Origin of the sequence: Vibrio sp. HENC-03, from assembly GCF_000305755.2 — a bacterium.
Classification (GTDB): Bacteria; Pseudomonadota; Gammaproteobacteria; order Enterobacterales; family Vibrionaceae; genus Vibrio; species Vibrio owensii.
Genome location: NZ_JH976131.1, coordinates 154,256 through 180,959 on the forward strand (window position 1 = coordinate 154,256; position 26,704 = coordinate 180,959).

Sequence of the window (26,704 nt, forward strand, 5' to 3'; positions counted from 1 at the left end):
TCTAACTCCCCCTTGAAAAGGGGAAGGACTGGAATGACTTTGTGGTTAGATTCACTCATCCAAAAACAACAAAGGCCGCTCGAAAGCGGCCTTTAATAATTAGTTTGTCGTAATCAGCTTGGTGAGAAAGGAATTAACCTTTGCCACCTTTAATTGCGTTGATAATTTCGCTGGTTGAACAACCATCTTCAAAGTTCAGTACACGAACTTCACCGCCTGCAGCAATCACTTCTTTACCACCAGCGATCTCTTCTGGTTTGTAGTCACCACCTTTTACTAGCAAGCTTGGCAACACTTCAGAGATCAAACGCTGTGGAGTGTCTTCGCTAAATGGAACTACCCAATCAACCGCACCAAGACCTGCCAATACCGCCATACGACGATCGGTTGGGTTTACTGGACGACCTGGGCCTTTTAGGCGCTTAACGGAATCATCGGTATTTACTGCAACGATTAGGCGATCGCCTAGCTCAGCAGCGTGGTTTAAGTAAGACACATGGCCTGCGTGTAGAATGTCAAAACAGCCATTAGTCATCACAACCTTCTCACCTTTCGCACGTGCTTTCTTCACTGCTTCAATCAGTGCTTGTTCTGAAATCACACCGTAGTCTGTATCTTGGCTACCGTGAATCGCTTCTGCCAACTCAATCTCAGAAAGCGTTGATGTACCCAGTTTACCAACCACAACACCTGCGGCTGCGTTTGCCAGTGCACACGCTTCTTCAAATGATTTACCCGCAGCAACAGATGCCGCAAGAACAGAGATAACCGTGTCGCCAGCGCCTGTCACGTCGTACACTTCTTTCGCTTGGGTCGGCAAATGGAACGGCTCTTGGCCACGGCGAATCAAGGTCATACCGTTTTCGCTGCGTGTTACCAACAACGCTTCAAATTCGAACTCTTCAACCAAAGCCAGCGCTTTCTCGACTAGCTCTTGGTCAGATTTCACTTTGCCCACTACGTCTTCAAACTCTTTCATGTTTGGAGTAAGCAGTGTTGCGCCGCGGTAGCGCTCAAAATCCGCACCTTTCGGGTCAATGAAGACAGGGATGTTTGCTGCGCGCGCTTTTTGGATGTAAGCCTGAACGTGCTCTAGAGAACCTTTCGCGTAGTCAGACATGATCACCGCTTTCACACTTGGTAGTGCGATTTCCATGCGAGACAACACTGGTTCTGCATCTGTGTTCTCGAACTTGTCTTCGAAGTCCAGACGGATAAGTTGCTGACCACGGCTCATCACGCGTAGTTTAGTGATGGTCGGATATTCTGGCAGCGCGACGAAATCGCATTTCACTTTTAGCGAGTTCAGCGTTTCCGTCAGTACTTTCGCTGGCTCATCCATACCCGTTAGACCAACAATGTGAGCGTGACCGCCAAGTGAAGCAATGTTCATTGCCACGTTCGCAGCACCACCCGGACGCTCTTCATTGTTTTCTACTTTCACAACAGGTACTGGCGCTTCAGGAGAGATACGTCCAGTCGGGCCATACCAGTAACGATCTAGCATGACATCACCGATGATTAGCACACCAGCGCTGTTGTAATCAGGTAGAATTGGTTTCATTATTGGTCTCCAAAAATTAAATCGTGGTGAGTTTAACACAGCCTTTTTCTAGGCTGAACCTTGTGCACTACTTCTGCTTAGGCAAACCATTGATTCCATGCTTGCTTCACCCACTCTCGCTCTGCAACAAATTTCTCTTCCGCCACATCGGCATCCAAGTTGAGCAAGTTTCGACGATGGATCTCATCGCGCATTGAGGTGTATGCGCGCGTCAATTGCATCGCTTGATCCTCTTCCATGACACCTTGTGCAATCAGGGTTTCAAAAATACGCACGTTATCGCACCAGCGAATCAGCTTCGGCTTACTGTGACTGTAGTTGAGCACAAGGTATTGAGCGAGAAATTCAATATCGGTAATACCGCCGTTGTCTTGCTTAAGCATAAAGCGGCCGGATTTTTTCCCGCCCAAGTGGTCACGCATTTTTTCACGCATATCGACCACGTCTTTCTTCAGCGCGTCTTGGTCACGCTGTTTACACAACACATCATGACGGGTGTTGTGGAAGGCGATAGCCAAAGGCTCATCACCATAAATCATACGCGCACGAACAAGGGCTTGATGCTCCCATGTCCATGCATCTTTGTGTTGATAGTCATCAAAAGCATCGGTTGGGCTAACCAATAACCCCGAAGCGCCAGATGGACGTAAGCGAGTGTCCACTTCGTACAGAATGCCTGATGCCGTGCGGGTCGAGAAAATATGGATGATGCGCTGTGCTAAACGAAGGTAGAACTGGCGACCATCGATTTCTTTCTTACCATCGGTGTAGACGTTCACTGGGCAATCGTGCATGAACACGATATCGAGGTCTGAGTTATAACCCAACTCCCAACCGCCAACTTTTCCATAACCAATCACGGCGAAACCTTTACCTTCACGATCTTTCACATGCGTTGGTTCGCCATATTTTTCCGACACTTGTAACCAAGCTTGGTTCACTACCGCTTCCACAATTGCTTCTGCCAAGTAGGTTAAGTGGTCACTCACTTTCATCACGGGAAGTACACCAGCAATGTCTGCAGCGGCAATACGCAAGATGCAGATCTGCTTGAACTGGCGCAGCGCTTCCATCTGCTGCTCCATATCATCCTCTGGGATGCGGGCAAGGAAATCACGTAGCTCTGTTCGGTAGCTATCAAGTGGAATTGGGTTGTACAGATGCTGAGGGTCGATCAACTCATCAAGCAGAATCGGATAACGCGATAGCTGCTCAGAAATCATTGGGCTAGCGGTACACAGGCGAACCAGTTGCACTAACGCCGCTGGATGCTCATCCAACAGCTCAAGGTACGTTGTTCGCGTACAGATGTTGTGCAGCAAGTGCAAAACTCGCGGCAAGCCAAACTGAGCATCCGGATGAGCAAACACCGCATCAAACACTTTAGGCATTAGCTTGGTCAGCACTTCTCGCCCACGTGGTCCAAGCGTCTTCTTCGCCAAGTCCGCTTTGAACTGCATAATGGTTTTCGCCAGCTGTTCTGGGTTCTCGGCTTTGATGTCCTCTTGTAGAACGTGCTCGAGCACGTCTTGCTTGGTCGCCATGTCCCACAACTCGTGGAAATGACGAGCGACGGCTTCCGCTTCGTCCTCTTCATCATCACCAATCAAGCTTTCAAACACCTTGTGTACGTTTGCCATGTGCTGCTGGGTTTGAGCAATCAGTGCATCCCAACTATCAAAGCGCATCGCAGTAGCAAGTTTTAGCTGCTCGTCTTCACAATCGGGCAAGGTTTGCGTTTGCTTGTCCGCCATTGCTTGCAGCAGGTTTTCTAACTGGCGCAGGTACTTATAAGCCGCTTCAAGGTTATCGACCTCTGGCTGCGTTAGCTGGCCTAGCTCACCAATGGCATTCAAGGTTTCTAGCAGGCCACGACCACGTAAAGATGGCTCGCGACCACCACGAATTAACTGGAACACTTGAGCGATAAACTCAATCTCACGAATGCCGCCCGCGCCCAATTTGATGTTATTGCTCAAACCACGACGGCGCACTTCACTGCTGATCATGGATTTCATGCGGCGCAAGGATTGAATCGCACTGAAGTCGATATAACGGCGGAAAACAAAAGGACGCAGCATCTGGCGCAACTCTTGATATTGCGGATACATTTCACTGCCCATCACGCGCGCTTTAATCATCGCGTAACGTTCCCAATCCCTTCCTTGTTCTTGGTAGTAATCTTCGAGCGCGGCATAGCTCATCACCAACGGACCACTTTCACCAAACGGGCGCAAACGCATGTCCACGCGGTAACAGAAGCCATCAAAGGTTTGTTGGTCGAGTGCTTTAATGATGCGTTGACCCAAACGGGTAAAGAACTGCGCGTTGGCAATGCTGCGGCGCGCACCTTGCGTCTCACCGTTTTCTGGGTACGTAAAAATCAAGTCGATGTCAGAAGAGAAGTTAAGCTCACCACCGCCAAGCTTGCCCATTCCGATGATCAGCATAGGTTGCGCTTCACCCTCGGCATTGGTCGGCGTGCCCCACTCATTACAGCAAATCTTGTATTGCCATTGATAAGTTTCGAAGATCATCGCTTCGGCCAATTGAGACAAATGACTGAGCGACTCTTCTAGTGTCCAAGTGTGGGTAAAGTCTTTCCACGCAATGTAGACCATTTCACGGTTACGGAACTGACGCAGCACACGGTGGCCTGCCATTTCATCTTGGCATTCAGCTAAGAGATCAGCGAGGCGTGTACGATAAGCTTGTTGTCGACTGCTTTCTGCCAGCATGCTTGGCAAGTTTTGTGCGAGTGTCTCATCACGATGAATCGCTTCGGTAATGAACTTGCTTAACCCAGACACAAAACGAAATTGCTCAGCAATCTCGGTTGGCCATTGTTGAAAGTATCCCGCTTGCTCGGCGTTTTGAACCGCAGAATCCGCGACAGAAATCAGTGACGAAGGCAGCTGCATTTTTCTTCCTTGTGTGAAAAGCACTGTGGTTTGAGAGGTATACATTCTTTTATACCAGAGTTGGCACAAATAAAAACGCCCACAAAAGGTTTGTGGGCGTTTTATCAAAGCTTGCTGAAACTAGACTTCGAAAGATTTAATCTTCTTGTCGAGCTCTTCTGCGTTGTTTTGCATCATCTCTGAGGTCTCTAGCAACTCGCTGACCACCACGACCGATGCTTCCACAAGCTCACGAACATTGGTTAAGTTCTGGCTCATTTCTTCTGCGACGCTGCTTTGCTGACCTGATGCCGTTGCAATCTGGAAGTTCATGTCGTTAATTTGCGTGACTTGGCCAACAATGCCGTCAAGCTCAGTGCCAGCATTTGAAACCAGCTCAACGCCTTCCGCCGCCTCAACCACACTCTTCTCCATCAACTCTACCGCTGAGGTTGCGCTCGCTTGAAGCTGAGTGATCATCTCTTGGATTTCTACCGTTGCTTGCTGCGTGCGTTGAGCAAGGTTGCGAACTTCATCAGCTACAACTGCAAAGCCACGGCCCGCCTCACCCGCACGTGCAGCTTCAATTGCAGCGTTCAGTGCAAGCAAGTTGGTTTGTTCTGAAATACCTTGAATGGTGCCAACTACGCTGCCGATGGCATCAACACGCTCTTCCACTTGGTTAACCGCGCTTGCTGAAGAAGCGATATCAGAAGACAGTTCACTCATCTTAGACACGGTTTTCTGTAAGAACTGCTGACCAGTCACAGCTTGAGTCGACGCTTGCTCGGTAAGAGATGATGCTGTTTGAGCGTGCTCTGCTACCGTTTGAACCGTCGATGACATCTCGCTCATTGCGGTTGCTAGCTGATCGATCTCGTTGAACTCTTCTTGTGCTGACTCTTTGGTTTCTGACATGCTGAGCGTCATCACTTCCGTCAGAGTAGAAAGCTCGTCAGAAGCATTGATCTGCATTTGAATCACATCATGCAGCTGACGACGCGTTTTCTCTAGCTCACGTGCCACATCACCGTACTCATCTTTACAGTCCATACCAAATGGCACCGACAGATTCTTGCTTGCCATCAACTTGATTGCATCATTCAAGTACTGTGTTTGACGCAGCATGACACGCGCAGCGGCGAGTAAAAGCACCACAAACACAGCAATGAGTATCGCGGTTTGCCAAGCCACTTGCGTTAGGTAGGCTTCGTAATGTTGTTGGGCAACTTGCTCGTTCTGTGTTGCCGCCAATAATGAGTTATAGAACGTGCTCGCGTCCCATAATTGTTTTGCCACAATCAGAATGGTACTGAATACCATCAACATGACCATTTTCGGAACGAGCTTGATGTCGGATATCACCCTTTCCCACGGCTTAAATGCCAGCTTTTCCATTGTCAGTTCTCCACCGAGTCTTATATAGTCTTTATCTTACTTATAGTTATGCTCGCGCTTGATTCTGGTTGCGCGATTTATTTCGAGCTTCGTATGAAAAACTATGATATCAAAGACAGCACTAAACCGATGGGGTTGCTATCACTAATCTTGTCCTTCATGGCGCTATTTGTGATCTCTGGCCTGTTGTTTTTCCCGCTTGATCACGAAACCCGTCAAGTCTTTATCGGTCTGGATTTTATAATCTGTAGTATTTTTATACTGCAGCTCACTATAGATTTGATCCGAGCCACAGATCGCAAGTTGTTTCTCAAGCACCACTGGATCGATTTTGTGGCGAGTATCCCAATGATTGAGCCTTTGCGCTTCGCTCGCTTATTCCATATCTTGCGCGTCATTTTGGTACTGCGCTCTTCTAAATTCATTCTTTTCCAGCTCAAGCAAAACCGTCGTGAAACCACATTAGCGTCCATTCTGTTGTTAATGGTGGTGCTGATTACTTTAGGTTCTAGTGCGATGCTGTTTATTGAAGGGCAGAATCCTGATGCCAACATTCAGACAGGAACAGACGCATTGTGGTGGGCCTTTGTTACTATTTCGACCGTTGGCTACGGTGACCATTATCCAGTGACGACGGGAGGTAAACTGCTCGCGGTACTTATCATCATTTGCGGTGTTGGTATCTTCGGTATGATTTCAGGTTTAATCACCTCGTTCCTGACCGCTCCCACTCGTCAGCAAGATAACCGTTCGAAAAATAAAGAGAAGCTGTTGGAACAAGTATTGGATAGGCAGGAACAGATACTAGATAGACTCCAATCCATCGAAGACGAACTCAATGAACAGAAACAACAGACAAAAAAATAGGACCTTCAAGATCCTATTTTTTTGTAGTCATCTTATTCTTGCCAGTATGGCTCGACTTCCACGCTGATAGCGCGAGTCTGATCCATCGCGTGCAAGATGGAGCGCTCTTGACGGTGCAGCCAACGCTCTAACTGTTCTTGCTCTTCCCCTTCTAGCATGCCAACTAATGGCAGCAAATGGTTGAGCATGAGCAGGTCGTCAATGCCGTGTACCAAGTCCGCCCAAGGTAGACGGAAGCTGGTGCGCTCTTCTGCATCGTACAAGCTCGCGAAGCCAATGCCAGTGTAGAGATTACGCAGCAGACGGTAACGTTGATCGACATATTCTTGTGCTGACAAATCACGCTCAGCCGGGAAAGCTTCCATCAACTCAGCCCAAGTGCGATCCAGTTGCTTCACCGAGAACGGTTGGATGTTACTCGACATCTTTTCACGCGCTTTGTCATCAAGGAATGGCTGCCAGCCACGCGTTAAGATCCAACGGCTCAAATCCAATAGCAAACCAGTGTAGCGGGCAGAACTTAGCAGCTCTAACACTTCTTCACGGCTTGGTAGCTCGCCCAGTTGTTGAGTTAACTCAGAAACAAGGAATTTACGTGCGTCCAGTTTGCGCAGCACGTTGCCTTTATCGTCCAGTAGCTCTTCTAAATGCGCGTGCTCATCGAGCCATTCAAGCTCTTCTTCCAACCATTTCATTTCTTGGCGCAGAATCGCACTTGCTCGGCGCGGTACCATGCTGCCAAAGATAGTGAACGTTTGACGGATAAAGCGAATGGCGTTGACGATTTCTCTTAGTGATTCGACACAATCACGCTCTGCGTAGATTTGCTCATGGTAATGCCAGTGTGCTAATGCATGCTCTAATGAGTTAATTAGGCAGTATTCCACGGTGTCGTTTTTGCTGCTGTCGACCAATGCCAGCGGCTTCACTTCATCACCCGTGTAACCACTTGCCAAACGGTAGCCTTTTGCAGCTTTGCTTAAGTTGCCTAGACGCATACCGCCCGCTTCACATAAGCTGCGAGCAAGGGTAAACAGTGCATCTGTTTGACCAGATTTGAGTTCAAGTTCCACTTCACAGATAGGATCTTGCTTTTCTTCTCCGTCTTCACCTTGGGCAATCACGGCACCTTGGTCGAACGCGACTTCGATTTGGCTGCCATCAGGCATACCAATCAGCCACTGTTCACGTGTGAAGTTGGTAGAGAATAGAGGCGTCAGCTCCGCTTGCAGTGTTGCGATATCTTTACCTGTTGGCCAGATATCAGAAGGATGAAGCGTGAGGTCCGGCTCATTACTGGTGTGCTCGGCATTGTATTCTGGTCTTTGATGAAGGCCCGCAACAACGCGTCCTGCTGTTTTTACGGTTTGGACAAAAACATCATCAAAACGGCGAATTCTTAAACCAATGTCGTGCTTTCTTAACCATTTATCAGCGGTATCAAAGTAGGTGTTACCTAAGTCACGACTACTGTGCTGAAGTACTTTTGTTTCGGAAATTTTAGCTCTTAAAGTTTCTGAAAATTCAGGAGAAACAAAAAACTTCAGTTCTATCTCGGTTTCCATAGCTATACCTTTCAAAGCAGATAGAAACAGGATATTGCCTAATTTCTCACACGGCAAGAAAGAAATATCACCCGAATGATGATCTAAAACAGTTTTAATGAGCGATTTAATGCGTTAACATGCGCGCCTTTATAGCCATCGTTCAACATTTCGCCAAGAAATGGTGTATGTTTTTTTAAGGTTATAGTTATTAGGTTGAATGACCATGCCAGTAAATACAATTATGGGGTTATTTGCAAAGTCCCCAATTAAGCCTTTGCAGCGCCACGTTGTGTGTGTCAACGAATGTTGTTCACACCTGGTTAAGTTCTTTGAAGTTTCTTCAAAGGGTGACTGGGAAAAAGCAGCTGAAATCCGTGCTCAAATTTCTCACCTAGAGAAAGAAGCGGACGTGCTGAAACGTGAAATCCGTCTAAAACTGCCTCGCGGTTTGTTTATGCCAGTCGATCGTACTGACATGCTTGAGCTTCTGACTCAACAAGACAAACTTGCTAACCTGGCAAAAGACATTGCTGGCCGTGTATATGGTCGACAACTTGTCATTCCTGAGGCTCTCCAACCAAACTTCCTCGCATACGTTCAACGTTGTCTTGATGCGGCTGATCAGGCGCAAAAAGTGATCAACGAACTTGATGAACTTCTAGAGACCGGCTTCAAAGGCCGTGAAGTAACGCTCGTTGCTGAAATGATTCATCAGTTGGACGTAATTGAAGATGACACCGATGCAATGCAGATTGAACTTCGCCAACAACTGATGGCGATTGAAGCTGACATGAATCCTATCGATGTCATGTTCTTGTACAAGATTCTTGAATGGGTAGGTGGTATTGCCGACCAAGCGCAGCGCGTAGGTGCTCGTTTGGAAGTCATGCTATCTCGATCTTAAAACATAAGTTAACGACATAACGAAGAGCATTACTAACGCGTGTCAGATGGACGATGACTATTTTCACCGTCTTATGGGCTGATGCGCGCAAAATTTTGCTCCGCTTGTTATAAAACAACTAGGTATTACGATGGATATCCTTGCGAACTACGGCACTGTCCTGATTATTGTTGCAGCGATTTTTGGTTTCATGATGGCGATTGGTATTGGCGCGAACGACGTTGCTAATGCTATGGGTACATCTGTTGGCTCAAAAGCGCTTACCGTTAAACAAGCGATCATTATTGCAATGATCTTTGAATTTGCGGGTGCATATCTTGCAGGCGGTGAAGTAACCGACACTATCCGTAAAGGTGTTATCGAAACATCTCTATTTGCTAGCCAACCTGACATTCTTGTCTACGGCATGATGTCAGCGCTTCTTGCGGCTGGTACTTGGCTTCTACTTGCTTCTTACATGGGCTGGCCTGTATCAACGACTCACTCAATCATCGGTGCAATCATCGGTTTTGCGTGTGTGTCTGTAGGTACAGAAGCAGTTGACTGGAGCAGTGTTCAAGGGATTGTCGGTAGCTGGATTATTACTCCGGTTATCTCAGGCTTCTTTGCTTACGTTATCTTTGTCAGCGCACAGCGTCTGATCTTTGATACTGAGAACCCACTATTCAACGCGAAACGTTTCGTTCCAGTGTACATGTTCATCACGACTATGGTGATTGCGCTTGTAACGATTAAGAAAGGTCTGAAACACGTTGGCCTTCACCTAAGTAATGGTGAAGCGTGGATGTGGGCAGCAATCGTCTCTGCTGCAGTAATGGCAGGTGGTTACTTCTACATTCAGAAGAAATTCGCGAACCGCGAAGAAGACCGCAGCTTTGCTGGCGTAGAAGGCATCTTCAGCGTACTAATGGTTATCACAGCGTGTGCAATGGCATTCGCACACGGTTCAAACGACGTAGCTAACGCGATCGGTCCACTGTCTGCCGTTGTTTCAACGGTTGAACACATGGGTGAAGTTACAGCGAAAAGCACAATCGCATGGTGGATTCTTCCTCTAGGTGGTTTTGGTATCGTAGTTGGTCTAGCAACGCTAGGTCATAAAGTTATGGCTACCGTTGGTACTGGTATTACTGAACTAACACCAAGCCGTGGCTTTGCAGCTCAGCTAGCAACAGCATGTACAGTAGTTCTAGCATCAGGTACTGGTCTACCTATCTCTACTACTCAAACTCTAGTAGGTGCGGTTCTAGGTGTAGGTTTCGCTCGCGGTATCGCAGCACTTAACCTAGGCGTGGTTCGTAACATCGTTGCATCTTGGATCGTTACGCTACCAGCAGGCGCACTATTGGCAGTAGTATTCTTCTACGGCATCCAAGCGATGTTCTCGTAAGAGTAAACACCGTCAATACAATGTAAGCGCTTTGTCATTATTGACTCAAACGCACAGAAAGGGAGGCTTTGCCTCCCTTCTTTGTTGCACCGAAGTTTGAAACTGCATAATATTCGTCTATTTCCGGCTCCAATAATTCGGTGCCAAAGCTGTATCCAAGAAAATCGTTAAGGGATTTACTGTGAAAAAACTAATCATCACGGTTTTGTTTACTTTGCTAGCAGCGCCAGCGGCACTAGCGGCAGACCGTTATATTTCTGATGACCTATTCACTTTTATGCACTCTGGTCCAAACAACACTTACCGCATTATGGGCAGTGTTAACGCAGGCTCTAAAGTACAACTTCTTCAAACAAACAAAGACACGGGTTACACACAAATCCGTGACGCTCGTGGCCGTACAGGCTGGGTGCAAAGCAAGTTTGTTACGAACCAAGAAAGCATGGCAATTCGCCTTCCTCGCGTAGAGAAAGAGCTGAAAGAAGTGAAAGAGCAACTAGCAAACGCACGCCAGAACTCAGACACCGAAAAAGCGGGTCTAGTGACATCACTAGAAACACGCAACCAACAGATTTCTGATCTAGAGAAGAAATACTCTGAAATCAGCGACCAGCTTACTTCTGTTGAAACAGAAAACCGCGAACTTCGCGCGAAGCTAGACACGCAAAAAGACGACATGCTACTGAAGTACTTCACTTACGGTGGTGGTGTTGCAGGTCTTGGTCTGCTATTTGGTTTGGTGCTGCCACACCTGATTCCTCGCAGAAAGAAATCGCCAGCAGGTTGGGCATAATTGCCTTCAGCTGAATAGATAAAGAAAAGCCAGTCGTACTCGACTGGCTTTTTTGTTGGCTTGTTAAGTAGGATTCTTGTTACTCACCCATTGAACTGGATGCTCGGCGTCTGTCCGTTGCCCCGTAAATCTTGCCATCTTTTAGCTCAATGGCGTTCAAACCACTCACAACTGGAATCACGTGTACTGGGTAGCCAAGCTCCATAAACTCCGGAACCAGCATTTCTGCGAACGTTTTCTTCTCCACCAGCAAGCCCGTCGGGTCATAAGGCTTAGTGCGGTCTATTTTGGTGCCGTACTGGATGTTCGGCAAATCGATGGCCTCTTGCGCTGATAAGTTCCAATCCAGCACCCCAACCACGGTTTTCAACACATAACCCGGGATTTGCGAACTGCCCGGAGAACCAACCACCAAACGCAGGTTGTCGTCACTGTCCATCACCATTAATGGCGTAATGGCGGAACGTGGACGTTTGCCCGCTTCAATCGAGTTCTGAGTTGGTTTACCGTTGACCGTTGGCTGAGGTGAGAAGTTGGCCATCTGCGCATTCAAAATAACGCCATCAACCATCACGCCAGAACCCATACCGGTGCCTACTGTGCTCGTCATGGCAATAGCATTCCCTTCCCTATCGACGATAGAGATGTGTCCGGTATCTTTACTCTCAAAACCTTGGTACTGCGCGTATTGTGTTGCGGTGACTTGCCCTGCTTTTGGATTCTCTTTTGCTACCCCTTCATTTGGAATAAGTCCACGACGCTCATCTAAGTACTCTCTAGATAGCAATTCACCCGTTGGCGCTTCGACAAAATCTGGGTCGCCGGCATACGCGATACGGTCAGCTTTAGCGATACGCATCGCCTCAGTCATTAAGCGCCAAGGCTCAACGTCCGTCTTCGCCATTTGTGAGAGTTCGTAAGGCTCAAGTAATTCAAGGCTCTGCGCCACCATCACGCCGCCAGAAGCTGGGTAACCAAACGAAACGATTTTATTCCCTCGGTAATCGCTCTCAATAACCTCACGCAGCTTTACTTGATAGTTTTTGAAATCGTCTAGTGACAACTTCTCATGTTGATCATCAATGCGGCTATTGACCGTGTCTACGATGTGCTTACCAAACTCACCGCCATACAAATAGCTATCACCTTGTTGAGCAATGTTTCTCAACGTCTCAGCCATCTTTGGGTTCTTCATCAAAGTTCCCGTCGGTTTAATTTCGTCTCCTTGCCAATACAAGGCTTTGACTTCTGGGTCTTGCTCAAGTCGGCTTTGCTCTCGTACGACAATGTCATAGGTGTAGCTGTTCATCGCGTACCCTTCGCTCGCCAGTTCAATAGCAGGCTTGATGAGCTCTGACCATGGCAGCTTTCCGTATTGCTCGTGAGTGGTGTAAAGCAAGCGCAGCGTTCCCGGCACTGCAATAGAGCGAGGGCCAAGTATCTCATTACGGCTAAGCACTTCTCCGTTTTCCACAAACATCTCTGGGTTTGCGCTAGACGGTGCTTCATCTCGTCCATCCAAGGCGAGAAACTTTTGTTTATCGTGCTGGTAGAACAGAGCGAACGTACCACCACCGATACCTGTCATGTCAGGCTCTACCACGGACATCACCATTTGCATTGCAACCATGGCATCTACAGCGTTGCCGCCTTGCTTCAATACGGAATAGCCAGTACTACTGACATAAGGGTTGGTTGCACTCACCATAAAATGTTCACCAGTATTATCTGGCGTAATTGGGAAAGGTTCAGGCTTTGCGGCATGGCTCACCGCGGCAATCAAGCTCAAAGAAAAAGTAAGAATACGCATACGTTCCGGATAGACTCCTGTATTTATAAGATGTCTAACGTTGACTCAATGCTTATTGCGAAGTTCGTCAATATGGCGTTTTTTTACACAACACTGACTGGGGAACACCTATCAATAAGTACGCCGTATTGGAGCCATTTAAACGACAGGCATAAGGTATATTTTGTTTCTTTGAACCCTGAGTTGGCATCACTAAAATGGATAAACGAACCGCTCTACAGAGGTAAAAAAGCCAGCGGCAAAAGCTCACTGGCTAAATGTGATTTGGAAGAAAAAACTGCTTTAGTTGAAGCTTAGCCTTTCCATTCATAGAGAGCTGGGATACGAATTTTCTCACCTTGGAACTCGACGATCACCGCTTGTGGTTGGATCTCTTTCAACGTGATCTGCCCATCAACCACATCGCCTTGATGGTACTCAACGTTGTTGATCTTCACCCAACGACGATTCACGTCACTCGAGTACATATGCGTTTGCAAGTTCATAGCCGGTAATCGTCCATGCCATTGCCGAGCGTCACGCTCAAGATCATAAGCCGATGATGCATTATCCGCAGATGGTTGATCGTTGTTTGCTAACGCGTTCTCTACTTTCAATGCTAAGTCTGGAGATAAAGAAGACAAATCAAGATCGTCGAGTGACAAGCCGAGATCATCATGGCTTTGCATTTTCGGACTAGTCGGCGCGGTTTTCTGAGGCACTTCTAACAAGTCTTGCTCACCCGGAACCGAATCATTATTGACATACCCTTGATCAACAAACGTCCCAAATTCTTGTGAGAGTTCGGCAGTCGGCCAATCTCGTTGCAGCTGCGCCAGCTGTGGCTCCTCGGGGTAACTCAAGCTTTCGAATTTCGGCTTAACCACTGGTTTTACAGGCTCAACGATCGGCTGCGCTTTTTCAACCACAACAGGCTCTGGGGCTTCTTGGGCAAAGAGCTCCAAATACCACGCCGCGCCAACTGCCGTAATGCTCACGGGCAATAGAAAGAGTCCCACATGCTTCATGACTGACATTATGCGTCCTCCTCATCAATTTGCTTTAGCTGTGGAGCATCCATTTGTACGCTCTGCTGCAATCGCTCCAATGTACGTTGCCCTGCAATACCATCAACACCAATGCCTTGCCAACGTTGGAACAACTCAACACGCTCTTTTAAGGCACCATCATAGATGTCAGAGCCTAGCGGTTGCTCATTCACTGCCAGTGCCAACAGTTGGTCAAGAACATCAATCGCTGGCCCTTCCATATCTAAGCGCAACGTATCCTTGAGCGGCGCTTGCCACAACTCAATGATGTTGCCTTGCCACAATGGTTTAAGCCAAGAAACCGGTAAACGAAGGCGTTGGCTACCATTAAGTACTTCGACTTTATTGTCACCAATCGCGTAAAGGATCACATAACCCACTTGGCCTTGGTAGTTAAGCTCTAAGATTACCGGACGATTTTGCTGCACCAACAACGGCCATGTCGCCATTTTACGTTCACAACGCATGGTCGATTGAGGCTCCGATAAACACAAGTTGTCACGTACCGAAGCTCGATACCCCCAAAGCTTGTAAAGCTCGTTCACCGCTAGGTTAGACTGGGTCTGCTCTAGCAACATATTACGCTGTTCATTGGTCAATTGATCATTAACCACAGGCGTAACGGCTTGTGGTGCCGTTACTTGAGCGACCGGAAGTGGCTGAGTGCTTGCGGTCGGCTTCAAAGGCATTTGCTGCATCACAGCCCAACCAATACCGACAGCAGCACAAACTCCGATGGCAGCCGAGCCCCATGTCGGCCACTCATAACTGGGGCGAATGGGTTTGTCTTGTTGATAAATCTCTGCTTGGAACTGCATTACCTCTTCACACGCTTGATGAACAGTTTGCTTATCCACGACCACATTGCCTTTGTAGTAGCTCATGTTCAGGGATTTATCACAAATCAGGTTAATCAGACGCGGAATGCCGTGACTGTATTTGGCAATCAATTTGGTAGAACTGCGGTCAAACAGCTGCTTATCACCACCAGCGGTATGCAGGCGGAACGTGATGTAATCTGCGGTTTCTTTCTCATCAAGCGGCAGCAAGTGATAACGGCCAGTAATGCGCTGAGCAAGTTGACGCAGTTGCGTAGTTTGCAACAAGCGCTGTAATTCTGGTTGCCCCACCAAAAGCACTTTAAGCAGTTTACGCGTATCTGTTTCTAAGTTGGTTAACAGGCGTAATTGCTCAAGCACATCGGCAGCCAAGTGCTGAGCCTCATCGATAACCAATAAGGTTGTCCAACCTGACTTGTGATTACTCAGTAGGTATTCATGAATCACTTGGTTAAGCTGCTTTAGTGTCGCATCTTGCGGATAGGTGACTTTGAATTCATCACAAACGGCTTCGAGTAAGTCTCGACTTGAGAACGTTGGATTGAGGATCAACCCCGCTTTGGTGTTCTCGTCTAAGTTTGCCAACATGGCTTTTGCGACCGTGGTTTTACCTGTCCCTACCTCGCCTGTCAGCATGGCAAAACCACCACCATCGCCTAACCCCGCCTGAAGGTGCGTAATTGCCTCTTTGTGACGTTGGCTCAGATACAGATAACGCGAGTTTGGAACAATCGAAAATGGCAGTTCAACAAACCCGAAAAAGTCCTTATACATTAGGATCTCCAGCTAAAACCCACCCGCAATCAAATCGGGATATTCCTTATTAGACTTAAACAAAGCGCTAAGTTCTTTTAGATGTGAAGAAAAGTACCATTGCTTGCTACAATGTCCAACGTCATATCCATAAATTAAGAGGTAATGCGTGCAAGTTTATTTAGTTGGTGGTGCAGTTCGAGATCATTTGCTCGGAATCGACAGTTATGACAAAGATTGGGTGGTCGTCGGCTCGACACCAGAAATGATGCAAAGCCAAGGCTACACGGCTGTCGGGAAAGACTTTCCTGTGTTTCTTCATCCCAAGACTAAAGAAGAGCACGCCCTTGCACGAACCGAAAGAAAATCTGGCGCGGGTTACACTGGCTTTGAATGTTTCTTTGATCAAAGCGTCACACTAGAAGAAGACCTCATCCGTCGCGACCTCACTATCAACGCCATGGCGATGGATGAAGATGGCAACTTGTATGACCCATACGGCGGCCAAAGAGATATCGATGCAAAAGTACTTCGTCATGTCTCGCAAGCTTTTGTTGAAGACCCTTTGCGTGTTTTACGTGTTGCTCGCTTCGCGGCTAAGTTAGCGCACTTGGGTTTTAGTGTCGCAGAGGAAACCATGCTGCTGATGCGCGATATGGCCGAATCCGGCGAGCTAAGTACGCTAACGCCAGAACGTGTTTGGCAGGAATGGCACAAGTCGCTTTCTACCTCCCGCCCTGACGTGTTTTTATCCGTTTTAAGAGATTGCGGTGCATTAGCCGTTGTCTTGCCAGAAATTGATGCGCTGTTTGGCGTACCTCAGCCAGAGAAATGGCATCCAGAGATAGATACGGGCATCCACACCTTAATGGTCGCGCAGCAAGCTGCGAAGCTCAGCGATTCAATGCCAGTACGCTTTGCAGCGCAAGTGCATGATTTGGGTAAAGGTGTAACGCCAGAAAACGAATGGCCAAGTCATAAAATGCATTGCCACACAGGTTTAAAGCTTATCAAGAAGCTGTGCGATCGCGTACGAGTGCCAAATGAGTTCCGCGACTTGGCATTAATGGTGTGCGAGCAACACTCTAACATCCATCGAGCAGCCGAGCTTAAACCACAAACCATCATCAAGATCCTCAACAAGTTTGATGTGTGGCGCAAGGCTGAGCGTCTGCAAGATATCTTAATTTGCTGCCAAGCCGATCATGCAGGCCGAAAGGGCCTAGAAGACCAACCATACCCGCAAGCAGAACTGTTTATGCGCGCTTATCAAGCCGCGGCATCGGTTGATGTGCAAGCCATTATCAAAGACGGTTTCAAAGGCCCTGCAATTCGTGATGAGCAAGAGAAACGTCGTGCAGAAGCGGTTAAAGTCGCATTAGGTAAGTAAGCGACTCAAAAGAAAAGAGAGACAAACAAAAACGCCCGCTTAACCAAGCGGGCGTTTTCATTCGGATTGGGTTTAAGCCATTAGCAAGAACGCAAACAGGCCAAAACCTAGAATCAGACGGTAAATTACGAATGGTGTCATACCCATACGTGAAATCATCTTCAAGAAGAAGTGAATACAGATGTAGGCACTGATAAATGACGTCACAATACCCGTTAGCAGGAAGCCAATGTGTACTGGTTCACCACTTGTCACCAACTTCATACCTAGGTAGCCACCCGCTAAAGTAATGATTGGGATAGACATTAGGAATGAGAAACGCGCGGCCGCTTCACGAGTGAAGCCTAGGTAAAGTGCAGCAGTAATGGTTGCACCTGAGCGTGACGTACCAGGAATCATCGCCAACGCTTGAGCAATACCAATGAACAAGGCTTTCTTCCAGCCAGTTTGGTACTCATCCGCCACTAGCTCTGCATTCTTATCTACCCACCAAAGCAGCAGACCAAAGATGATCGTGGTGGTTGCGATCACGTAAGCACTGCGCAGGTAAACTTCGATGATGTCTTTCATCAGTAGGCCAAATACACACGCCGGGATCGTTGCAATCACGATCATCCACGCCAGTTTAGCTTCTTTGCTGCGATCACCTTTAAAGATCGAGGCGAACAGTGCTTGGAAAAGCGTGATCACTTCTTGACGGAAATAGATCACCACTGCCATTAGCGTACCAACGTGAACGGCAACATCAAATGCCAAGCCTTGGTCTTCCCAACCAAGAATGGCTGAAGGCAGGATCAAGTGAGCAGAGCTGGAAATTGGCAAAAACTCTGTCAGACCCTGAATCAGAGCCAGAATAAAGGCTTCAAAGTAACTCATGTAAACAACTCAAGATTAAAGTGAAAAGGAAACTGGTTTGAGTGAATCGACGGGCTGCATCGCCTGCCAAATATCTGCGATTGTTCTGCCATCGCCGGGGATCACCAATTGAGGTTCGAGATCATACAGGGGCTTTGTTACAAAAGGATATTTGTAGATATCACTGCGAGGTAGCTCAGGTTTTTGCTGCGAAATGCACTCACCGAACAAGACTATATCGAGATCTAAGGTTCGATCCTGATACTTCTGCGCGTTTTCTTCACGCCCCCACTGAAATTCAATCTCGCGTAAGCGGTGACTCAACTCTTCGAGTGATAACTCCGTGGAAAAACTAATCACGAAGTTGTAGAAGTTTTGACTGCTAAAGCCGATTGGCTCGCATTCGTATATCGGCGAAACACTCAGATCACATCCAAGCTTTTGCAGCTCTTGATAAGCCACAAGTGCGTGATGTTCTCGGTCAATATTGGTCCCTACACCGATATACGTTTTGATCATGCCTGACCTCGCTCAATCACAACGCCAACAGCGCGTGCTTGAGGAACAGCACCAGGTTTCGCTAAACGGATCTTCACCCAAGGAACAGAGAAACGTTGCATGATAAGCTCTGCGACTTCTTCTGCCACGCGCTCAACCAACAAGAAGCGACCATTTTCGATGTGATTTAATACCGCTTCGCTCACTTGTGAGTAATCCAACGCATCTTGAACATCATCACTCTTGCCCGCCGGCTTGTTATCGTGCGCCATTTCGATGTCCAGAACCAGCTTCTGCTTGATTTGCTGTTCCCAATCGTAAACGCCGATGGTGGTGATCACTTCTAACTGTTCAATAAAAACTTTATCCAGAGCCATCTTATGTCCTTCTATTACAGAGGTCGGATACCCGATTTGGGCATTTTGATCGTACTATTCTATACCCAAGCAACCTGTTGCGGCCTTTAACCACGTCAATTGGTGGCAAAAAGTCGCTTGGGTATAAACTGCGAAGACTCTTTATATACAAGAAATCCCATAATGCAAGCTCTATCGCAGAGAGTATTTTTGCTCGCAGCCGAATCGCGGTATGATAGCAATTACTCAGGAACTGAGCATTAAATTCCAATCCATCAAGGACTTCTATGGACGCACTGGCACTAATAATGACAATGGCCGCCTATTTGCTGGGTTCGATCTCCAGTGCGGTTCTAATTTGTCGTTTGCTGAGACTGCCAGATCCACGCAAAGTTGGCTCGAATAACCCAGGCGCCACCAACGTATTACGTATTGGTGGTAAAGGGGCAGCGATTGCCGTATTGCTTTGCGATATGCTCAAAGGCACCATTCCAGTGTGGGGCGGCTACTTCCTTGGTATCGACCCAATCATCCTTGGTGTTATCGCCATCGCGGCCTGTCTTGGCCATATGTATCCGATCTTCTTTCACTTTAAAGGTGGCAAAGGCGTTGCAACGGCACTGGGCGCAATTGCGCCGATTGGTTTGGATTTAACTGGGCTGGTGATGCTCACTTGGCTCTCTGTGGCGGCTTTATTCCGTTACTCTTCCTTGGCTGCCTTGGTGACGGTTCTGGTTACTCCTTTTTATACTTGGATGTTCAAACCCCAATACACTCTGCCCGTGGCCATGTTGTGTTGTTTAATCGTCTTTAAGCACCATCAAAACATCCGCCGATTATTGTCCGGTGAAGAGCCCAAGATTGGCGAGAAGAAACTGATAGAAAAAAACTCGGCTTAATGCCGAGTTTTTTGTATTTGAATCATGCTGTTCAAGATTTTATGCATGTACTTTGTTGAGGAAATTCAACAGCATTTGGTTAACGAACTCTGGCTGTTCTAAAGAGCTGATATGTCCCGCTTCAGGAATCTCCACTAACTCGCTGCCCGTAATGCAATCATTCATTAAGTAAGATTCAAACACTGGACGTGGCTTATCCTCACGACCGACCGCAATCAACGTTGGCAGTGCAAACATCTCAGAATCTTCAATCACATCACGACGGCCAAACACCATACGTCCAATACGAGCAACTTCGACTGCACGCTCACCTTGCAGAGCTTCCAGACTTTGTTTGAATGAAGCGACTAACTCAGGGTTCACTTGCTCGGCATTATTGGCAAAAAACAGCGGAGTAACGGCCTCAACAATTGGCGCTGGCACGGCTTGCACTTGGCTGATGGTATCTAACATCGCAAAGTACTTCTTGTGCGTCACTTCAGGCTCAAGCCCAATGAAGGTATCCATCAACACCAATGACTTCACACGCTGTGGCGCTTGAGAAGTCAGCTCTGCACCCCACATGCCACCGACAGACAAACCAACAATAGAGAACTGTTCGATCTCCAAATGATCCATCAATGCCAGCATGTGCTGAGCGTAATCCACCAAAGAACGGGTTGAAGCTGGCGCAGCATCTGACTCACCATGCCCCCAAAGGTCTGGCACAATACAACGGTACGATTGGCTCAACACTTCAATTTGTGGAGCCCACATTTGGCAATCCCAAAGGTAGCTGTGACCAAACAGAAGCACAGGACCTTCGCCCTTGTCTAAGTAAGCAAGTTCTTGGCCTTCAATTTCAAACTTATTCATTGTTATATCCATTTCTTATTCTTGCGCATCATCCTATCACCAAAACAATATAGAACTGCTCGCATCAGTCAGACTTTCACATTAATTACACGAAGCCTTTCAATTCGTTAGCTAAAAATAAAGGCCTCTGATGAGCAGAGACCTTTATTGTCATGAATCTATTTCAAACCTTCAGCTGAAGTTTGCTTACGCGATTGGCGTCAGTTGGTCAATTGGCCAACGTGGACGCGCTTCTACGGCCATGTCTGACACTTCGCCATTCTTCAGGCGTTGCATACCAGCATAGGCGATCATCGCACCGTTGTCGGTACAGAATTCCGTACGTGGGTAGTAAACTTCACCACCGACTTTCTTCGCCAGTTTCTCAAGCTCAGCACGCAAACGACGGTTAGCACTTACACCGCCAGCAATAACGATGCGCTTCATGCCTGTTTGCTCTAGTGCACGCTTACATTTGATTGCGAGTGTTGCACATACGGCTTCTTCGAATGCTAAAGCGATGTCCGCGCGTGTTTGCTCATCATCACCGTTTGCCGCGATAGTATTGGCCGTAAAAGTCTTTAGACCAGAGAAGCTCATGTCCAAACCTGGCACGTTGGTCATTGGACGTGGGAACTTAAAGCGACCCGGAGTGCCTTTTTCTGCCAGTTTAGACAGCAGTGGACCACCTGGGTAATCCAAGCCCATTAGCTTAGCGGTTTTATCAAACGCTTCACCCGCTGCGTCATCAATCGATTCGCCTAGGATTTTGTACTCGCCGATGCCTTTCACTTCCACCATCATTGAGTGGCCACCTGATACCAATACCGCCACAAACGGGAACGGTGGTGGGTTATCTTCTAACATAGGCGCAAGAAGGTGACCTTCCATATGGTGAACAGGTACCGCAGGCACGCCCCAAGCGTAAGCGATACTGCGACCAATCGTTGCACCAACAAGCAAAGCACCAACAAGACCAGGGCCTGCCGTGTACGCCACACCATCGATGTCTTTTGGGGTTAGGTTTGCTTCTTTTAGCGCTTCTTTAATAAGAGGAATGGTTTTCTTAACGTGGTCACGTGAAGCCAACTCAGGCACCACGCCACCGTAATCCGCGTGAAGTTTTACTTGGCTGTAAAGCTGGTGTGATAGCAGACCTTTTTCATCGTCGTAAATCGCGATGCCAGTCTCGTCACATGAGGTTTCAATACCGATAATGCGCATGGTTTTCTCAGTGGGCTTTCTATATAAAGGAAATTTGGGCGTCATATTACCTTGCCTTGGTGCTTCAAACAAATTTTGTACAGACAATAAGCGATAAAAGGCTTTACAAAGCTTATGTGATCGGATTAAAATTCCGCACCATTTTTGATCAAGCTGGTAATAGACCAAACAATTGTGATTTGGTTTACTGAAATCCAGCGTTAACGAATAACCCCTGAGGTGAAAGGCATATGCCAGTAGTTAAAGTACGTGAAAACGAACCGTTCGACGTTGCTCTACGTCGTTTCAAGCGCTCTTGCGAAAAAGCAGGTATCCTTTCTGAAGTGCGTCGTCGTGAGCACTACGAAAAACCAACTACAGTTCGCAAACGCGCTAAAGCAGCAGCTCAAAAGCGTCACGCTAAGAAGCTTGCTCGCGAAAACGCTCGTCGCGTTCGCCTGTACTAATAACTGAGCTCCGGAAAGGAATTTAGTTATGGCTCTGATTGATAAACTCAAAGAAGAGCAAAAATTAGCGATGAAAGCCAAGGACAAATTGCGCCTTGGTACTATTCGTTTAGCTCTATCAGCAATTAAGCAACGTGAAGTTGACGAACAGATCACTCTGGGCGACGACGACATTCTTGCTGTATTGACTAAGATGGTTAAACAACGTCGCGACTCTGTAACGCAATTTGAAGCAGCGGGTCGTCAAGATCTAGCTGATGCGGAACAAGCTGAAATTACGGTTCTTGAGGACTTTATGCCTCAACCACTGACAGACGAAGAGGTTGCTACTCTTATCGAGAGTGCAATTGCGGAATCTGGTGCAGCTGGCATGCAAGACATGGGCAAAGTAATGGGTGTTCTGAAACCGCAAATTCAAGGGCGTGCAGATATGGGTAAAGTAAGCGGTCTAGTTCGCGCTAAATTGGCTTAATACCCCACCCAATTGCAGCAAGCCGTGCTATCCTTTGGAACGCACGGCTTGTTTGTATCTGGCAGAATGGAATAACAAAAAGCCGTACACATGCTTTTCTCTGTAACCCATTCACACCAATCATGATTTTCTTTTTTTGTTAGGTTTTATGGCTGGACACATCCCTCGCAGTTTTATTGATGACCTCCTAGCTCGACTCGATATTGTCGATATCATCGACGCGCGCGTAAAACTTAAGAAAAAAGGCAAAAACTACGGTGCTTGCTGCCCTTTCCATAACGAAAAGACCCCTTCTTTCAGTGTTAGCCAAGAAAAACAGTTTTATCACTGCTTTGGTTGTGGCGCGCACGGCAATGCCATCGACTTCATTATGGAGTTCGAACGTTTAGAGTTTGTCGAAGCGATTGAAGAACTGGCGTCTTACCTTGGTTTGGACGTACCACGCGAACAGCGCAGTGGTGGCGGTGGTCAGTTTAAATCTGGCCCTCAAGCAAGCAGCAGTGAAAAACGCAGTCTTTACGATTTGATGGGCAGCATTGCTCAATTCTATCGTAACCAACTCAAGCAGCCAGCAAGCAAAGTGGCGATTGAGTACCTGAAAGATCGCGGTCTATCTGGCGAAATCGTACAGAAGTTTGGCATCGGCTACGTAGCTGATGAATGGGATTTGGTCCGCAAAAACTTCGGCCAGAACAAAGACAACCAAGACATGCTGGTAACTGGCGGCATGTTGATCGAGAACGACAAAGGTAACCGTTATGACCGCTTCCGTGGTCGTATCATGTTTCCGATTCGTGATCGTCGTGGTCGGGTGATTGGGTTTGGTGGTCGCGTCCTTGGCGACGGTACTCCGAAATACCTAAACTCACCAGAAACGCCTATCTTCCATAAAGGTAAAGAGCTTTATGGCCTTTATGAAGTTTTACAGGCATATCGTGAACCACCACGAATTTTAGTGGTTGAAGGTTACATGGATGTGGTGGCTTTGGCGCAATATGGCGTAGATTACTCTGTCGCTTCATTGGGCACGTCAACGACCGGTGACCACATTCAAATGCTATTCCGACAAACCAACACCGTTGTGTGTTGTTATGACGGTGACCGAGCAGGTAAAGAAGCCGCATGGCGCGCATTAGAGAACGCACTTCAATACCTAAAAACAGGTAACACATTGAAGTTCTTGTTCTTGCCTGATGGTGAAGACCCGGACAGCTACGTTCGCAAATACGGCAAACAAGCCTTCGAACAACAAATTGAACAAGCGACACCGCTTTCGAGCTATCTTTTCGATAACCTGATTGAACTGCATCAAATCAACTTGGGCAACAATGAAGGTAAATCCGCACTACGTGCCTACGCGAGTGCCTTGATAGACAAAATTCCTGACCCATACTTTCAGGAGTTACTTGAAAAACTTTTGGATGAGCGTACAGGGTTTGACAACAACTTACGTCAGACTCGCAGAAAAAACACTGATACTCGACCTCAACCGCATAAAGAGATTAAACGAACTCCAATGCGTGAGGTTATCGCTCTACTTATCCAAAATCCGAGCTATGCTCAAATGGTACCTGATTTGTCTTCGGTAAGAGATTTATCAATACCAGGACTAAGTTTATTTGTTGATGTACTTGATAAATGTCAGGCACATCCCCATATCAACACAGGCCAATTATTAGAGCATTGGCGCAACAGCCAAAATGAGACCCTTCTGTCTCGTCTTGCGAGCTGGGATATCCCCCTCGATGAAGACAATCAAGAAGAAGTATTTTTTGACTCACTGGATAAAATTATTGCCCAGTGCGTAGAAAGACAAATTGAAAACCTGCAGGCCAAAGCAAGAAGTGTCGGTTTATCAACCGAAGAAAAAAGGGAGCTTCAAGATTTAATCATGAGAGACTTGAAAGCGTAACCCTGATTAATTAGTCAGCAACAATTTAATTTGTTATAGTAAGTGGTTTGCATTTCGCATACTAATTCCTTCACCAGATTACGAAGTTGGATACCGTCTATGGATCAAAATCCGCAGTCACAGCTAAAGTTACTTGTTATTAAAGGCAAGGAACAAGGCTATCTGACCTACGCCGAAGTAAATGACCACCTGCCTGCTGAAATCGTAGATTCAGAACAGGTAGAAGACATCATTCAGATGATCAACGATATGGGTATCAAGGTAGTAGAAACTGCCCCTGATGCCGATGATCTAGCACTGAACGATGACACAAACATTACCGATGAAGATGCAGCAGAAGCTGCAGCAGCAGCACTTTCTAGCGTAGAAAGTGAAATTGGTCGTACAACAGACCCAGTACGTATGTACATGCGTGAAATGGGTACTGTAGAGCTGCTGACTCGCGAAGGCGAAATCGACATCGCAAAACGTATTGAAGAAGGTATTAACCAAGTTCAATCGTCTGTTGCTGAATACCCTGGCACTATCCCATACATTCTTGAGCAATTTGACAAAGTTCAAGCAGAAGAACTTCGTCTAACAGACCTAATCTCTGGATTTGTTGACCCTGATGCAGAAGATACAGCTGCACCAACAGCAACGCACATCGGTTCTGAACTGACTGAATCTCAGCTAGAAGAAGAAGACGAAGAAGACGTTGATGAAGACGAAGAAAGCGATGACGATTCAGATGATGCTGAAGAAGATGTTGGTATCGACCCAGAGCTAGCGCTTGAGAAATTCAACCAGCTACGCAGCACGTACCAAAACCTTCAGCTTGCAATCAACGAGCACGGTTACGAGAGCCCGAAAGCAACAGTAGCTAACGAGTTGATGCTAGACGTATTCAAAGAATTCCGTCTAACGCCAAAACAGTTTGATCACCTAGTGAATGAACTGCGCACGGCGATGGATCGCGTTCGTACTCAAGAACGTTTGATCATGAAGGCTGCTGTTGAATACGGCAAAATGCCGAAGAAATCATTCATTGCACTGTTCACAGGCAACGAATCAAGCGAAGCATGGTTGGATGAAATCCTATCATCTGACAAGCCATACGCTGAAAAAATCAAACGTAGCGAAGAAGAAATCCGTCGTTCAATCACTAAACTAAAAATGATTGAAGAAGAGACTTCTCTAAACGTTCAAAACATTAAAGACATCAGCCGTCGCATGTCTATCGGTGAAGCAAAAGCTCGCCGTGCGAAGAAAGAGATGGTTGAAGCGAACTTACGTCTAGTAATTTCTATCGCGAAGAAATACACCAACCGTGGTCTACAGTTCTTAGATCTAATCCAAGAAGGTAACATCGGTCTGATGAAAGCGGTAGATAAGTTCGAATACCGTCGTGGTTACAAGTTCTCGACTTACGCAACGTGGTGGATCCGTCAGGCAATCACTCGTTCAATCGCGGACCAAGCACGTACAATTCGTATTCCGGTACACATGATCGAAACGATCAACAAGCTAAACCGTATCTCTCGCCAAATGCTGCAAGAGATGGGTCGTGAGCCGCTACCGGAAGAACTGGCAGAGCGCATGCAGATGCCAGAAGACAAGATTCGTAAAGTACTGAAAATCGCTAAAGAGCCAATCTCTATGGAGACACCAATCGGTGACGACGAAGATTCGCATCTAGGTGATTTCATCGAAGATACTACGCTAGAACTACCGCTAGATTCTGCAACTGCGACAAGCCTGAAAATGGCAACCAAAGACGTACTTGCAGGCCTAACGCCACGTGAAGCAAAAGTTCTTCGTATGCGCTTTGGTATCGACATGAACACTGACCACACTCTAGAAGAAGTTGGTAAGCAGTTCGACGTTACTCGTGAACGTATTCGTCAGATCGAAGCGAAAGCACTGCGTAAACTACGTCACCCAAGCCGCTCAGAAACACTGCGCAGCTTCCTAGACGAGTAATCGAAGCGATTAAAATCAAAAAAGGTGACCAACGGTCACCTTTTTTATTATCCGTGAAGCTAA

At 47.1% G+C, this 26,704-nt stretch carries 23 protein-coding genes; 11 read left to right on the forward strand and 12 right to left on the reverse strand.

Annotation, left to right across the window (positions count from 1 at the left end):
• Positions 1–133: 133 nt before the first annotated feature.
• The 3 genes from hldE to VCHENC03_RS02240 form a co-directional block, all read right to left on the reverse strand.
• Positions 134–1,564, reverse strand: a complete 1,431-nt coding sequence (hldE, locus tag VCHENC03_RS02250; RefSeq protein WP_009707753.1) for a bifunctional D-glycero-beta-D-manno-heptose-7-phosphate kinase/D-glycero-beta-D-manno-heptose 1-phosphate adenylyltransferase HldE — start codon at positions 1,562–1,564, stop codon at positions 134–136.
• A 77-nt stretch (positions 1,565–1,641) separates the two neighbouring features.
• Positions 1,642–4,485 (reverse strand): bifunctional [glutamate--ammonia ligase]-adenylyl-L-tyrosine phosphorylase/[glutamate--ammonia-ligase] adenylyltransferase, encoded by a 2,844-nt coding sequence (glnE, locus tag VCHENC03_RS02245; RefSeq protein ID WP_009707754.1) that lies wholly within the window; start codon positions 4,483–4,485, stop codon positions 1,642–1,644.
• Positions 4,486–4,605: 120 nt separating this feature from the next.
• Positions 4,606–5,862, reverse strand: a complete 1,257-nt coding sequence (locus VCHENC03_RS02240; RefSeq protein WP_009707755.1) for a methyl-accepting chemotaxis protein — start codon at positions 5,860–5,862, stop codon at positions 4,606–4,608.
• A 48-nt stretch (positions 5,863–5,910) separates the two neighbouring features.
• On the opposite strand from VCHENC03_RS02240, the gene VCHENC03_RS0126280 reads away from it, so the two are divergent.
• Positions 5,911–6,729 carry a potassium channel family protein gene (locus tag VCHENC03_RS0126280; RefSeq protein WP_032803103.1) on the forward strand — a complete coding sequence of 273 codons (819 nt, stop codon included), beginning with the start codon at positions 5,911–5,913 and terminating at the stop codon, positions 6,727–6,729.
• A 32-nt stretch (positions 6,730–6,761) separates the two neighbouring features.
• Here the strand turns inward: VCHENC03_RS0126280 and VCHENC03_RS02235 are convergent, their stop codons facing one another.
• Complete coding sequence (locus VCHENC03_RS02235; protein WP_009707757.1) at positions 6,762–8,294, reverse strand: CYTH and CHAD domain-containing protein; 1,533 nt, start codon at positions 8,292–8,294, stop codon at positions 6,762–6,764.
• A gap of 205 nt (positions 8,295–8,499) precedes the next feature.
• On the opposite strand from VCHENC03_RS02235, the gene VCHENC03_RS02230 reads away from it, so the two are divergent.
• The 3 genes from VCHENC03_RS02230 to VCHENC03_RS02220 all read left to right on the forward strand — a co-directional run bounded on the left by VCHENC03_RS02230 (position 8,500) and on the right by VCHENC03_RS02220 (position 11,363).
• A complete protein-coding gene (locus VCHENC03_RS02230; protein ID WP_005431974.1) occupies positions 8,500–9,180 on the forward strand; it encodes a TIGR00153 family protein in 681 nt (226 codons plus the stop codon).
• A gap of 130 nt (positions 9,181–9,310) precedes the next feature.
• The gene (locus VCHENC03_RS02225) at positions 9,311–10,570 is read left to right on the forward strand and encodes an inorganic phosphate transporter (RefSeq protein ID WP_005431976.1); all 1,260 of its coding nucleotides are present in this window, start codon (positions 9,311–9,313) and stop codon (positions 10,568–10,570) included.
• Positions 10,571–10,751: 181 nt separating this feature from the next.
• Positions 10,752–11,363, forward strand: a complete 612-nt coding sequence (locus VCHENC03_RS02220; RefSeq protein ID WP_005528771.1) for a TIGR04211 family SH3 domain-containing protein — start codon at positions 10,752–10,754, stop codon at positions 11,361–11,363.
• Between the two features lie 79 nt (positions 11,364–11,442).
• On the opposite strand, the gene ggt is transcribed toward VCHENC03_RS02220, so the two are convergent.
• Entirely contained in the window at positions 11,443–13,173 is a 1,731-nt protein-coding gene (gene ggt / locus VCHENC03_RS02215) for a gamma-glutamyltransferase (protein WP_009707758.1), read from the reverse strand.
• 48 nt (positions 13,174–13,221) lie between these two features.
• Between ggt and VCHENC03_RS27865 the strand changes: the two genes are divergently transcribed.
• A complete protein-coding gene (locus VCHENC03_RS27865) occupies positions 13,222–13,470 on the forward strand; it encodes a hypothetical protein (protein WP_232310383.1) in 249 nt (82 codons plus the stop codon).
• Here the strand turns inward: VCHENC03_RS27865 and VCHENC03_RS02205 are convergent.
• Both VCHENC03_RS02205 and VCHENC03_RS02200 read right to left on the reverse strand, forming a co-directional pair.
• Positions 13,467–14,189 carry a general secretion pathway protein GspB gene (locus VCHENC03_RS02205; protein WP_009707760.1) on the reverse strand — a complete coding sequence of 241 codons (723 nt, stop codon included), beginning with the start codon at positions 14,187–14,189 and terminating at the stop codon, positions 13,467–13,469. The two genes, VCHENC03_RS27865 and VCHENC03_RS02205, sit on opposite strands and share 4 nt — an antisense overlap.
• Entirely contained in the window at positions 14,189–15,814 is a 1,626-nt protein-coding gene (locus VCHENC03_RS02200) for an ExeA family protein (protein ID WP_009707761.1), read from the reverse strand. Before VCHENC03_RS02200 ends, VCHENC03_RS02205 begins: the two co-directional genes overlap by 1 nt.
• 148 nt (positions 15,815–15,962) lie before the next feature.
• On the opposite strand from VCHENC03_RS02200, the gene VCHENC03_RS02195 reads away from it, so the two are divergent.
• Positions 15,963–17,183, forward strand: a complete 1,221-nt coding sequence (locus VCHENC03_RS02195) for a multifunctional CCA addition/repair protein (RefSeq protein WP_009707762.1) — start codon at positions 15,963–15,965, stop codon at positions 17,181–17,183.
• Positions 17,184–17,255: 72 nt separating this feature from the next.
• On the opposite strand, the gene VCHENC03_RS02190 is transcribed toward VCHENC03_RS02195, so the two are convergent.
• The 3 genes from VCHENC03_RS02190 to folB are packed head-to-tail and all read right to left on the reverse strand — an operon-like array spanning position 17,256 to position 18,913.
• Positions 17,256–18,059 (reverse strand): undecaprenyl-diphosphate phosphatase, encoded by an 804-nt coding sequence (locus VCHENC03_RS02190; RefSeq protein WP_009707763.1) that lies wholly within the window; start codon positions 18,057–18,059, stop codon positions 17,256–17,258.
• Positions 18,060–18,074: 15 nt separating this feature from the next.
• Complete coding sequence (gene folK / locus VCHENC03_RS02185) at positions 18,075–18,557, reverse strand: 2-amino-4-hydroxy-6-hydroxymethyldihydropteridine diphosphokinase (protein WP_009707764.1); 483 nt, start codon at positions 18,555–18,557, stop codon at positions 18,075–18,077.
• The gene (folB, locus tag VCHENC03_RS02180) at positions 18,554–18,913 is read right to left on the reverse strand and encodes a bifunctional dihydroneopterin aldolase/7,8-dihydroneopterin epimerase (RefSeq protein ID WP_005436044.1); all 360 of its coding nucleotides are present in this window, start codon (positions 18,911–18,913) and stop codon (positions 18,554–18,556) included. Before folB ends, folK begins: the two co-directional genes overlap by 4 nt.
• Before the next feature lie 266 nt (positions 18,914–19,179).
• On the opposite strand from folB, the gene plsY reads away from it, so the two are divergent.
• Positions 19,180–19,791 carry a glycerol-3-phosphate 1-O-acyltransferase PlsY gene (gene plsY, locus VCHENC03_RS02175; protein ID WP_009707765.1) on the forward strand — a complete coding sequence of 204 codons (612 nt, stop codon included), beginning with the start codon at positions 19,180–19,182 and terminating at the stop codon, positions 19,789–19,791.
• 39 nt (positions 19,792–19,830) lie between these two features.
• Here plsY and VCHENC03_RS02170 read toward each other — a convergent pair whose 3' ends face one another.
• Together VCHENC03_RS02170 and tsaD are read right to left on the reverse strand one after the other, a co-directional pair.
• Entirely contained in the window at positions 19,831–20,646 is an 816-nt protein-coding gene (locus VCHENC03_RS02170) for an alpha/beta fold hydrolase (RefSeq protein ID WP_009707766.1), read from the reverse strand.
• Between the two features lie 186 nt (positions 20,647–20,832).
• Complete coding sequence (tsaD, locus tag VCHENC03_RS02165) at positions 20,833–21,849, reverse strand: tRNA (adenosine(37)-N6)-threonylcarbamoyltransferase complex transferase subunit TsaD (protein WP_009707767.1); 1,017 nt, start codon at positions 21,847–21,849, stop codon at positions 20,833–20,835.
• Positions 21,850–22,079: 230 nt separating this feature from the next.
• On the opposite strand from tsaD, the gene rpsU reads away from it, so the two are divergent.
• The 4 genes from rpsU to rpoD all read left to right on the forward strand — a co-directional run bounded on the left by rpsU (position 22,080) and on the right by rpoD (position 26,641).
• A complete protein-coding gene (gene rpsU / locus VCHENC03_RS02160) occupies positions 22,080–22,295 on the forward strand; it encodes a 30S ribosomal protein S21 (RefSeq protein ID WP_001145625.1) in 216 nt (71 codons plus the stop codon).
• A gap of 28 nt (positions 22,296–22,323) precedes the next feature.
• Positions 22,324–22,767 carry a GatB/YqeY domain-containing protein gene (locus VCHENC03_RS02155; RefSeq protein ID WP_009707768.1) on the forward strand — a complete coding sequence of 148 codons (444 nt, stop codon included), beginning with the start codon at positions 22,324–22,326 and terminating at the stop codon, positions 22,765–22,767.
• 148 nt (positions 22,768–22,915) lie between these two features.
• Positions 22,916–24,679, forward strand: a complete 1,764-nt coding sequence (gene dnaG / locus VCHENC03_RS02150; protein WP_009707769.1) for a DNA primase — start codon at positions 22,916–22,918, stop codon at positions 24,677–24,679.
• A 99-nt stretch (positions 24,680–24,778) separates the two neighbouring features.
• Positions 24,779–26,641, forward strand: coding sequence for an RNA polymerase sigma factor RpoD (gene rpoD, locus VCHENC03_RS02145; RefSeq protein WP_009707770.1), 1,863 nt, complete (start codon positions 24,779–24,781; stop codon positions 26,639–26,641).
• Positions 26,642–26,704 lie beyond the last annotated feature (63 nt).